We start from the raw sequence: 11,429 nt of genomic DNA, 5'->3' as shown, positions 1-11,429 counted from the left end.
TTCGCACCCGCGGCGCGGGCCGTTCAGACGGCCGGGTCGTGTTCGAGCCCGATCTCCCCACCCGTGACCTCCTTCGCTCGTCTGCCCGCGATGGCGCGGAGCAGGTGATAGCCGGCGAGCACCACGATCGTGCCGAGCGCGATCCCGGCGAGCGAGAAGTCGCCGGTGATCTGGTGGGTGACCGGCCCGATCGCGAGGATGATCCCCGCGCCGATCGGCACCATGTTGACCGGGTCGGCGAAGTCCACCCGGTTCTCCACCCAGATCTTGGCGCCGAGCAATCCGATCATGCCGTACAGGATGACCGTGACGCCGCCGAGGACGCCGCCGGGCGTGGCGGAGATCAGCGCGCCGAACTTGGGTGACAGACCGAACAGGATCGCGATGACCGCGGCGATGTAGTAGGCGGCCGTCGAGTAGACCCTGGTGGCCGCCATCACGCCGATGTTCTCGGCGTACGTCGTGGTGGGCGAGCCGCCGACGGCGGTGGCGACCACGGTGCCGACGCCGTCGGCGATGACCGCCCTGCCCATCTGGGGGTCGACGTCGGCGCCGGTCATCTGGCCCACGGCCTTGACGTGGCCGACGTTCTCCGCGATCAGGGCGATCACCGCGGGCAGCACGACCAGCACGGCCGACGCCTGGAACGACGGGGCGTGGAAGTGCGGCAGCCCGATCCAGTCGGCGTCGGCGACGGCCTGGAAGCTCACCCGGGGGTGGGTGTCGATCTTCCCGGTGCCCGCGTTGTAGGCGGTGATGTTCCCGAAGACCTTGTCGGCGAGCCAGGACAGGACGAACCCGAAGACCAGCCCGAGCAGTACGCCGATCCGGCCGAGGAAGCCGCGGAACAGCACGATGAACACGAACGTCGCGGTCATCGTGATCAGCGCGATCCACGGGTCCTGCGGCCAGTACACGTCGGCCACGACGTACGCCAGGCCGAAGCCGATCAGCATGACCACCGCGCCGGTCACGACCGGGGGGAAGACGCGGTGGATGATCTGCACGCCGAGCACGTGGATCGCCACACCGCACAGGGCGAGCACCAGGCCGGCGACGAGGATCGCGCCGGTCACGACCTGGTCGGCCGCCGGGGTGTCGCCGCCGAACGCCGCCCGCACCGCCACGACGCCGCCGACGAACGACGCCGACGTGCCCAGGTAGCTGGGGATCCGCCCCTGGGTGAAGAGCAGGAACAGGATCGTCGCGACGCCCGACATCATCACGGCCGTGTTCGGGTCCAGCCCCATGACGAGGGGGAACACGAAGGTCGCGCCGAACATGGCGATCACGTGCTGGGCGCCGATGCCGACCATGCGCGGCCAGCTCAGCCTCTCGTTCGGTTTGACGACCTCCCCGGGGGCCAGCCCTCTCCCGTCGCCGTGCACTGTCCATCTGAAAGCCATTTACGCCCCTCTTGGTACTGGGCCGTGGGCCGGTCGGCCACCCCGCAGGCGTCCCTCCGCGGCGTTCTAGACCGTTTGGGGCACTTTAGGACTGACGTGCGCGACAGACATGGGCATGATCTGCCAAACCGGCGAGCTCCGGAGCGTCACACCACACGGATCGTGTACCCCTCGCCGGTGACGACCTGGCCTGCCCGGATTTTGCAGGCCTTGCGCAACTCCACGCGTCCGTCGACGCGCACCCGGCCCTCCGCCACGAGGTGCTTGGCCGCGCCGCCGCTGTCGGTGATCTGGCAGAACTTGAGGAGATCGCAGAGCGGGATGTAGTCGCCGTCCAGCTCGAAGGTGATCGCTGGGGCCTTCGCGTCGTTCACGCCGCCAGCTTAGATACTCAGATACCCCGCATGCGCAGGACGTGGAGGGCGAGGGTGAGGTTGAGCCGCAGGTGCGCGTCCTCGGTGAAGTTGCCCAGCATGCGCTCCAGCTTGCCGATCCGGTAGCGCAGGGTGTTGTAGTGGAAGTGCAGCCGGCGCGCGGTCTCGGCGACGTTGAGGTTGGTCTCCAGCAGCGCCTGCAGGGTGCGGCGCAGGTCGGCGTTCTCCGCGTCGTCGTCCCCCGCGAGCGGGCCCAGGGTCTCGCGGACGAAGGCGTGCAGCTCGTCGGTGTCGTTCACCAGCGAAAGCAGCCGGTAGACGCCCAGCTCGTCGAAGTGGGCGACCGCGCCCGCCCCGTGGAGCTGGCGGCCCACCCTGGCGGCCTTCAGCGCCTGACCGTACGCGCCGGGCAGGGCGTCCACGCCGGAGGCGACCCGGCTGAGGCCGGTGGAGAACGTGCCGTCGGAGACGGCGGCGAGCGCGTCCCTGGCCACCTTCGCCGGATCGGCCGCCGCCCCGACGATCGCCACGACCTCGTGGGAGAAGCCGGCGACCGCGCCGCGCGGGTCGTGCTTGCGCACCGACGCCTGCCAGGCCGCCAGCATGCGGTCCTGGACCGGCCGTTCCTCGGCGTCCGGGTCGATCTCGGCGACCAGCACGCTCACCGGGCGTTCCAGGTCCCAGCCGAACGCCTGGGCGCGCTCGGCCACCCGCAACCCGCCCCTGCCGGTGAGCACGTCGCGCAGGAAGTCGGCGCGGTACTTGCTCTCGACGGCGGTGACCGCCTCCTGCTTCGTGATCACCAGCGCCGCGACGGTCGCGGCGCGCTCCAGGATGCCGATGTCGCTGGGGGTCAGCGTGCCGTGGGCGCTGTAGGCCGCGATCCTCCCGTGGTGGTGCCCGCCCGCGACGACGGGCACCGCCGCGTAGTGCCCGTCGCCGGCGGCGGGTGTGGCCGCCGGGGTGCGCGCGAGGGCCGCGTTGATCTCCCGTAGCCGCGCCACCTGCGCGGACTCCCCGGCGGCCGCGAGGAGATGACCGGAGGCGTCGGTCGCCCCCACGGCCACCTGCAGCAGCCCGGCCACCTCCGCCGTGACCTCCCGCATCCCGCCCCCGGCCAGCACGATCTGCACGAGCGCCCGGTGCGCCTCCTCCGTACGGGCGAGGATCGCCGCCTGGCGGTTGAGTATGTCGGTGAGCACCTGGTTGAGGATGTCGTCGAAGCCCACGTCGTTGGGCAGCAGGATCAGCGGGAAGCCCAGCCGGTCGGCCTGCTCGACCATCTCCCCGGGGAGCTCGTCCAGGTAGCGGCCGAGCTTGATCGCCAGGGCGGCGAGGCCGCGCTCGTCCAGGTCGGCCACGAGCCGGTCGAGCGACTGCGGCGTGTTGCGCAGCGGGTAGCCCGTGGTGAGCAGCAGCTCGTGCGGCTTCACCCAGGCGAGAATGTCGGGCACCTCCATCACGTTGAGGCGCTGCACGATGCGGTCGAGGCCGGCCCGCCCGGCGATCAGGCGGGCGTCCGCCAGCGTCGAGACCCCGAGCACCTCGCCCACCGACACGCCGTGGAGGATCGTTCCAGTGCTCGCCAGGCGCATGGCGGGCGGGGCCGGGTCGTTCTGCAATGCCGTCTCCGAGAATGCCGTCACCGGGGGTCGCGACGTCCTCTAGTCATTGGTCGCTCACCCTCCTCGTTCAGCTCGCTCCGGGGACGTCTCAGGCCGATTGTGCCCGACCACGGTCCTGTCAGGAAGAGCCAAGCATTCGGCCGACTGTTGGCATCTTTCTCCGTACGGAGGGGGGAGGCCGGGGCTTAGCGTCGGCAACGACTGGCTTCGGGAGGTCCGGTGAGTGTTGGCACGCGCCCGAAAGGGCGGCGGGCGACGACGCCCGCGTCCCGCCCCCCGGCGGCCTCCGCCTACATGAGCGGCGCCGCGAGCGTGGCCGTACGGCCCGCGATCGAGGCGCCCCGCCGCCCGGCCAGGGTGCTCGCGGCCTTTCCCCTCGCGCTCTACCTGGAGATCAGGAGCGAGTCCGAGCCGCACGTCGTCGCCGTGGTGACGGGCGAGGCCGTCCGCCTGCCCAACGCCGTGGTGCTCGCGGAGCGCCTCGACGGGGTGTCGGCGGGCGACGACGCCTGGGTCGGCGAGGGCTCCGTCGAGGTCGGCGGCGTGTCGATCTGCGTGCGCCGCTGGTGGGACCCCGCTCCCCCGCTCGGCCCCGCCGACCCCGCACGGCTCGCGCCCGCCCTCGGTCTGCTCGGCCGTGCCCGCGCGGTCTCGCCCCGGCGGCCGGGGCTGGACCCGGACGGCGCCCCGGCGCTGCTCGAGCGCGGCTGCCGGGCCGGTTCTCTGGTGGAGAGCATCACCGCGGCCGAGCGGCTGATCGGTCTCGGCCCGGGGCTGACGCCGAGCGGCGACGACATGCTCGCCGGCCTGCTGGTCGCGCTGCGGCACCTCGGCGCGGCGGCGGGAGCGCCCCGCGCCGTCTGGCTGGCCGACTGGCTCGCCGCGGCGGTCACCTACGACGCCCGCACCCGGACCACCCCCATCTCGGCCACTCTGCTGCACTGCGCCGCCAGGGGCGAGGCGAGCCCGGAGGTCACCGGGGTGCTGCGCGGCGTGGCCGGGCACCAGCCGCTGGAGCCGGCCGTGCACCGCCTGCTCCGCCTCGGCCACACCTCGGGCGCCGACCTGGCGTGGGGCGTGCAGATCGGCCTGTCCGCCGTCCTCGCCCATCGGGAGGGCCAGTGAACGACCTGGTCGAGGTGCGCCCCGGGGTCTACCGCGACTCCGTGACGCTGATGCGGGTGAGCCGGGCGCTCTCCGGAATGCCCGGAGTGGCCGTCGCCGTCGTCGCGATGGCGACGGAGCTCAACCTGGGCCTCGCCCGCGATCTCGGCTTCGCGGTGCCGACCGCGACGCCCGGCGACCTGCTGGTGGCGGTCCGGGCGGACTCGCCTGCGGAGCTGGAGGACGCCGCCGCCGAACTGGAGCGACAGCTCGCCGCACGGGCGCCGGCGAGCGGGACGCGGGGCGAGGCGCCGCCGCGTACGACCCGGTCGGCGGCGCGGGCCTTCGAGGCGAGCCTGGCGCTGGTGAGCGTGCCGGGCGAGCACGCCTTCGCCGAGGCGCTCGACGCCGTGGAGGCCGGGCTCTCGGTGATGATCTTCAGTGACAACATGCCGGTGGAGCAGGAGATCCTGCTCAAGGACCGGGCACGGGCCAGGGGCGTGCTCGTGATGGGGCCCGACTGCGGCACCGCGGTCGTGGGCGGGGCCGGCCTGGGCTTCGCCAACGTCCTGCGCCCCGGGCCCGTCGGCGTCGTTGCCGCCTCGGGGACCGGCGCCCAGCAGGTGACGAGCCTGCTCGACCTCGCCGGCGTCGGCGTGTCCCACGTGCTCGGCGTGGGCGGCAGGGACCTGTCCGCGGAGGTGGGCGGGCGCTCGGCCGTGCAGGCGCTGCGCGCGCTCGACGAGGACCCGGCGACCGAGCTGATCGTGCTGGTCTCCAAGCCCCCCGCCCCCGAGGTGGCCCGTGCCGTACGGGACCTCGACCTGGCGACGCCGGTCGTCGCCGCGCTGCTCGGGCCGGGGCAGGACGACCTGACCACCGCCGCGGAGAAGGTGCTGCGGGCCCTCGGCCGCGACGTCCCCGAGTGGCCCTCCTGGCCCGCGCCGCCGACCTCGGCCGGGCGCCGGGACGCGGCGGTCCTTCGGGGGCTCTACGCCGGCGGCACGCTGTGCGCGGAGGCGGCGCTCGTCGCGGGCACAGGCGAGTTCACCGACTTCGGCGACGACGCCTACACGCGGGGCCGGGCCCATCCCATGATCGACCCGGCGCTGCGCCTGGAGGCGCTGCGCGGCGTCGCCTCCGGCGTCGTGCTGATGGACGTCGTGCTCGGGCACGGCGCCGACCCCGACCCGTCCTCCTGGCTCGCGCCCGCGATCCGCGACGCGGTGGCCGGGGGCGTGGACGTGGTCGTGGCCGTCGTCGGCACCGACGGCGACCCTCAGGGGCTGCGTGCCCAGGCCGCCCGGCTGAGCGAGGCCGGGGCGGCGGTCTTCACCTCCAACGCCGCGGCCGCCCGGCACGCCCGCCTCCTCGCGGGCGGGTGACGGGCGTGGCCGCGCCGACCCCGATCGGAGCTTGATGACCCTCTCCATGCTGTACGGCGAGCCGCGCGTCATCACGGTGGGCGCGCAGGTGCTGAGCGAGGCGCTGGACCGGCAGGCCGTGCCGCGGCGGGAGGTCGACTGGCGGCCGCCGCTGCCGGGCGCCTCCGCGGCCCTCGCACGGGTGCTGGCCGACCCCCGGCGCGAGAGCGCCAACGCCACCGCCGTCGGGCGGATGCTGTCGGCGCGCCCCATGCTGACCGGCGTACGTCCGGCGCGTGAGGTTCTCGGCCTGGGGGCCGGGGAGTTCTTCCACGCCGGTCCGCCGATCACCTGGGAACGGGCCTCCGGACCGATGCGGGGGGCGCTCGCCGGGGCGATGCTGTTCGAGGGCCTGGCGGCCACCCCCGAGGCGGCGGAGGACCGCCTGGCCTCCGGCGTGGGGATCACCCTCGACCCCTGCCACCACCACCGCACGGTCGGCCCGATGGCGGGGGTGGTCAGCCCGTCCATGTGGATGCTGGAGGTCGCCGACGCCGAGCACGGCGGCACGGCCTACTGCTCCCTGAACGAGGGGCTGGGCAAGGTCCTGCGCTACGGCGCGTACGGGCCCGAGGTGATCGAGCGGCTGCGCTGGATGGGCGAGGTGCTCGGGCCGGTGCTCGCGGCGGCGCTGGAGCGGTGCGGCCCTCTCGACCTGCGCACGCTCATCGCGCAGGCGCTGCAGATGGGCGACGAGCTACACAACCGCAACCGCGCCGCGACGTCCCTGCTGGTGCGCGAGATCGCGCCCGCGGTCGTGGAGGCCGCCCCGGACCACGCGGCCGAAGTGCTGCGATTCATCAATGGAAATGATCATTTCTTCCTGAACGCGGGAATGGCGGCGGCGAAAGTCAGCGCCGACGCGGCGCGCGGCGTGCCCGGGTCGAGCCTGGTCGTGGCGATGGCGCGCAATGGAACCGATTTCGGAATACAGGTGTCGGGCCTCGGCGACCGGTGGTTCACCGGCCCGGCCGGCGTGCCCGACGGCCTGTACCTCGGCGGATACGGCCCGGACGACGCCAACCCCGACATCGGCGACTCCACCATCACCGAGACTGCGGGCCTGGGCGGCTTCGCCATGGCGGCGGCCCCCGCGATCGTCCGGTTCGTCGGCGGCGAGGTGTCCGACGCCGTGGCGGCCACGACCTCGATGTACGAGATCACCATGGCCGAGCACCCGGCGTACCAGATCCCGGGGCTGGGCTTCCGCGGCACGCCGGCCGGCATCGACGTCGCGCTCGTGGCCAGGACCGGTCTGCTGCCCGTCGTGAACACCGGCATCGCGGGCAGGATCGCCGGAACCGGGCAGGTGGGAGCGGGTCTGGTCAGCCCGCCGGCCGAAGCCTTCACGGCCGCCCTCGACGCGCTGGCCGAGGCGTGAATTCCCTTTGACCGTCATCAGACCGTAATATCGTCGTCAACCTCAGATATCCGATGCAATTCGCACGGTCCGTTCGGGGGATCTTGCGGATCGAGCGTGAATTGGGGACCTTATCTATGACGACAGATCGCCTGCTCGGTATGGTCCCCCCTATGCCAGAGGGTCAGGGACCTGTGGGCCGCGTCCCCGCGGGGGGCGCCCCCGAAGGGCAGGGCCGTCTCGTCGGCCGGCGCTACCGGCTGCTGTCCCCGGTGGGCCGCGGCGGCATGGGGATGGTGTGGCACGCCCACGACGTGCTGCTGGACCGGGACGTCGCGGTCAAGGAACTGCTCCTGCCGTTCGGGCTCGACAACGCCGGCGCGCAGACCGCCCACCGGCGCATGCTGCGCGAGGCGCGCTCGGCCGCCCGGCTCAGCCATCCCGGCATCGTCACCGTCCACGACGTCGTCGAGGAGGACGGGCGGCCGTGGATCGTCATGGAGCTCGTCCGCGCCTGGTCCCTCGAGCAGGCCGTGCGGCAGAGCGGCCCGCTGCCGGTCGTGCAGGCCGCCGAGATCGGCATCCGGGTGCTCGACGCGCTGCGCCACGCCCACGCCGCCGGCATCCTCCACCGGGACGTGAAGCCCGGCAACGTGCTGCTCACCGCCGACCGCGTGGTGCTCACCGACTTCGGCATCGCCGCCATCGAGGGCGACGTCACGATCACCCAGACCGGGCTGCTCATGGGCTCGCCCGCCTACATCCCGCCGGAGCGCCTCCAGGGCCGCCCGATCACCCACGCCGCCGACCTGTGGTCCTTCGGCGCGACGCTGTACGCCGCCGTGGAGGGCCGCCCGCCGTACGAGGGGCCGGACGCGGTCGCCGTGCTCGGCGCGGTGCTCACGCAGGAGCCCAACCGGCCGCGCCGGGCGGGCGCGCTGCTGCCGGTCATCGAGGGCCTGCTCCGCAAGAACCCGGCCGACCGCCTTCCGGCCGCGCAGGTCGCGGAGATGCTGGAGCGGGTGCTGCACAGCCACGGCGCCGGGCTGCCGGGCCGCGCCGGCACGCCGACGTCGGTGCCCACCCCGCAGGACTCCACGCCCGCGGGGTTGCTGCCGCCGCTCGACATCCCCTCGGGGCCGCTGCCCTCGCGCATCATCGAGACGCCCTCGGGTCCGGTCCGCGTGCCGCTCACGGCGGAGAACCTGGCCCCGGGCGCGGCCACCCCGCCCGGCGCCGCGCCCCGTCCCATGGAGCCCCATGCCGGGGAGCCCCGGCCGGCCGACCCGTCGTACGAGCCTCCGGGCGCGTTCGGGCCCGTGAACGCCTTCGGGCAGACCCCCTCCTTCGACCCCGCCTTCGACACGGGCTTCGACCCGCTGTCGTCTCCCTCGGGGTCGACGCACGCGCCGGAGCGGGCGAGGGAGGCCATGTGGCCGACGCCCACGCCGGGCGACATGCCCGGCGACCTGGGCGGCACGCCGCGGGCGCCGCACCGGCCCGGGCAGCACGCGGCGCCCCAGCAGACAGGGCCGCAGCACATGGCGCCGCAACATGCGGCACCGCAACACATGGCGCCGCAACAGGCCGCCGCGCAGGCCGTCTCAGGGCAGGCCGTCTCAGGGCAGGCCGGCGACTCCGGGCCGGTCGCGGACGCCGCGGGCCCGCACGGGCCCCGGGTTGGGCGCAGGCGCAAGGAGCGGGCCGACGAGGTCGCCGGCGGCGAGGGCCGGTCGAAGCTGCTGCTCGTCGTCGCCGCCGCGGCCGTGGTCGCGGTGATCGTCGCGATCGTGTTCGTGCTGCTGCCGAGCGGCCCGGACGAGGCCGTGGTCTCGCAGCAGGACGGCAGGTCGGGCGCCACCCTCGCACCCACCGACGCAGCCACGCCGACCGCTCGCCCGCTGTCGGCCGTACGCGTGCCCGAGGGCTACCACCTGGTGACCGAGGGCGGGGTGGCGCTGGCGGTGCCGAAGGAGTGGACCTCCTCGGTCGACGACGATGTCGTCAGGCTCACGGGCCCGAAGGACAGCGGGCAGAGCGTCACGATCAAGAGGATCCCCGACGGCAGCCTGGCGGCGCTGCGGTCCGCCGAGCAGAACCTGGACATCAAGGACTTCACCGACTACACGCAGGTCCAGCTGCGCCAGGTGGACTACCGCTACCCCGCGGCCGAATGGGAGTACACCTACACCAACACCAGCGAGGTCACCGTCCACGCGGTCATCCGCTATCTGGAGGCGGGCGAACGCGCCTACGCCATCATGTTCGCCTCGCCCGACTTCGACTGGAACGAGTCCGCCGCACCGGTTCGGCAGGCCCTCTGGAGCACCTTCCGCCCCGCCTGACGCCCGGCCCTCGCCGGCGTCGGCGACGCAGCGGCGCGCGCCCCACCCCGGCGCCGTCGCGCGGCGACCTGTTCCCGCGCTCTTTGGAGAGAATGTCCTGATCGACCACGCGTGAATCCCGGATTCCAAGGAGTGCCGGTGCGGACCTTCGAGGCGCTGCGGGAGGACGATCCCCGGCAGGTGGGGCCCTTCCGGATCGAGGCACGCCTCGGCGAGGGCGGGATGGGCCGCGTGTATCTCGGGCGTTCGCGGAGCGGGCGGGCCGTCGCGGTGAAGGTGGTGCGGCCCGAGTTGGCCGGCGACGCCGATTTCCGCCTCAGGTTCGACCGCGAGGTCGCCACGGCCCGCAAGGTCAACGGCTTCTTCACGGCCGGAGTGGTCGACGCCGACCCACAGGGGTCTCCGCCGTGGCTCGCGACGGCGTACGTGCCCGGCGTGTCGTTGGAAGACGCCGTGGACGAGCACGGGCCGTGGCCGGAGGAGTCCGTCCTGGCCCTGGCCGCCGGGCTGGCCGAGGCGCTGGAATCGATCCACGCGGCCGGAGTCGTCCACCGGGACCTCAAGCCGTCGAACGTGCTGCTGGCCGGGGACGGCCCCCGTGTCATCGACTTCGGCATCTCCCTGGCCGCCGAGGGCGGCTCGCTGACGAAGACCGGCATCACCATGGGCACTCCCGGGTTCATGTCCCCGGAGCAGCTCAAGGGCACCCGGGTCGGACCGGCGAGCGACGTGTTCTGCCTGGGGCTCGTGCTGGCGTTCGCCGCGACGGGCACCGGGCCGTTCGGGCAGGGGTCGTGGCAGGGGCTGTGGTATCGCATCGTCCACGAGGAGCCCGCCCTCGACGCGCTGCCGCCCACCGTGCGGACGCTGGTCGCGCGGTGCCTGGCCAAGGAACCCGAAGCACGGCCGGCCCTGTCGGCCGTGCTGAACGAACTGGCCGGCAGCGGCCGTGACTTCGCCTCGCCCACCCAGCAGGGCAGGTGGCTTCCCCCGACCGTGGCGCAGGCGGTGCGTACGCGCGTCGCCCCGACCCGCGCCTCAACCGCGTCACCGGAGCCGCCGGGGGCGCCGTATCCGTACATGTCCGGTGCGCCCGGGCATCCCCGGGCGGGCGGCGGGCCAGGCCCGCAGGTGATCACACCCGGTCCGCGACCGGCCTTCCCCGCGCCGAACCCTCCGTACATTCCTCCCGCTCCCTACTCGGCGGGGCCCGCGCACCTCCCGGCGAGGCCGTACGCGCCGCCGGTGCGTCCCACGGCCGGGCGACGGCCCAGGCGGTACCCCGCCTGGCTGCGGCGGACCACGCGCGCCTGGGCGGTCCTCTGCGGGCTCCTCACGGCCGTCGCCGCCGTGTGCGAGGTCGGCATGGGCATCTCCGCCACGCCGAGGAGCGTTTCCCGCGGCGGTTCTCCGTTGACCGTCGCGCTGAACCCCGCGCTGAAGCCGGCGATCTACGTCTCCGGCGCGTCACCCGATCCGCGCTGCAAGATCGAGACCGGCCGTGGGCGGAACGCCAGGCTCGCCCGGCCGGCGGCGAGCTACCGGCCGTTCGCCATGGGTGACGCCAAGTGGCGGCTGCTCTACGAGATCCGCGCGCCGAAGACGGACACCTACAAGGTGACGTGCTCCGGCGACGACACCGTGTTCGGCGTCGGAGCGGCGCCCTCGGCCGACGTACGGAGCGTCGCCGGCGCCGCCGTGGCGCTCCTGGTGCTCCTTGCCGCCTTCGGAGTGCCGGCCCTGCTGCTGGCCGCCCTCGTCACCCGGAAGTCACGCCCGGCCCCCTGAGCC

8 protein-coding genes are annotated in these 11,429 nt (G+C 73.9%); 5 read left to right on the top strand and 3 right to left on the bottom strand.

Annotated elements, in window-relative coordinates; genetic code table 11:
- Nucleotides 1–23: 23 nt before the first annotated feature.
- The 3 genes from HHX35_RS36540 to HHX35_RS36530 all read right to left on the bottom strand — a co-directional run bounded on the left by HHX35_RS36540 (nt 24) and on the right by HHX35_RS36530 (nt 3,375).
- Entirely contained in the window at nt 24–1,406 is a 1,383-nt protein-coding gene (locus HHX35_RS36540) for a uracil-xanthine permease family protein (protein ID WP_182903179.1), read from the bottom strand.
- A 146-nt stretch (nt 1,407–1,552) separates the two neighbouring features.
- The gene (locus HHX35_RS36535) at nt 1,553–1,780 is read right to left on the bottom strand and encodes an RNA-binding S4 domain-containing protein (protein WP_167538717.1); all 228 of its coding nucleotides are present in this window, start codon (nt 1,778–1,780) and stop codon (nt 1,553–1,555) included.
- A 17-nt stretch (nt 1,781–1,797) separates the two neighbouring features.
- Nucleotides 1,798–3,375 (bottom strand): PucR family transcriptional regulator, encoded by a 1,578-nt coding sequence (locus HHX35_RS36530; RefSeq protein WP_182903244.1) that lies wholly within the window; start codon nt 3,373–3,375, stop codon nt 1,798–1,800.
- A gap of 249 nt (nt 3,376–3,624) precedes the next feature.
- Between HHX35_RS36530 and HHX35_RS36525 the strand changes: the two genes are divergently transcribed.
- The 5 genes from HHX35_RS36525 to HHX35_RS42855 all read left to right on the top strand — a co-directional run bounded on the left by HHX35_RS36525 (nt 3,625) and on the right by HHX35_RS42855 (nt 11,426).
- The gene (locus tag HHX35_RS36525) at nt 3,625–4,530 is read left to right on the top strand and encodes a DUF2877 domain-containing protein (protein ID WP_310739547.1); all 906 of its coding nucleotides are present in this window, start codon (nt 3,625–3,627) and stop codon (nt 4,528–4,530) included.
- Nucleotides 4,527–5,894 (top strand): FdrA family protein, encoded by a 1,368-nt coding sequence (locus HHX35_RS36520; RefSeq protein WP_310739546.1) that lies wholly within the window; start codon nt 4,527–4,529, stop codon nt 5,892–5,894. The genes HHX35_RS36525 and HHX35_RS36520 overlap by 4 nt, the downstream gene beginning before the upstream one ends.
- Before the next feature lie 34 nt (nt 5,895–5,928).
- Complete coding sequence (locus HHX35_RS36515; protein WP_182903178.1) at nt 5,929–7,314, top strand: DUF1116 domain-containing protein; 1,386 nt, start codon at nt 5,929–5,931, stop codon at nt 7,312–7,314.
- 152 nt (nt 7,315–7,466) lie between these two features.
- On the top strand, nt 7,467–9,638 hold the full coding sequence (locus HHX35_RS42860; RefSeq protein ID WP_220506295.1) for a serine/threonine-protein kinase: 2,172 nt from the start codon (nt 7,467–7,469) through the stop codon (nt 9,636–9,638).
- A 138-nt stretch (nt 9,639–9,776) separates the two neighbouring features.
- The gene (locus tag HHX35_RS42855; protein ID WP_220506294.1) at nt 9,777–11,426 is read left to right on the top strand and encodes a serine/threonine-protein kinase; all 1,650 of its coding nucleotides are present in this window, start codon (nt 9,777–9,779) and stop codon (nt 11,424–11,426) included.
- The last annotated feature ends 3 nt before the right edge of the window (nt 11,427–11,429 follow it).

The organism is Microbispora sp. H10830 (assembly GCF_014161375.1).
Taxonomy (GTDB): Bacteria; Actinomycetota; Actinomycetes; order Streptosporangiales; family Streptosporangiaceae; genus Microbispora; species Microbispora catharanthi.
This window is presented reverse-complemented; position numbering and strand designations above follow the sequence as displayed.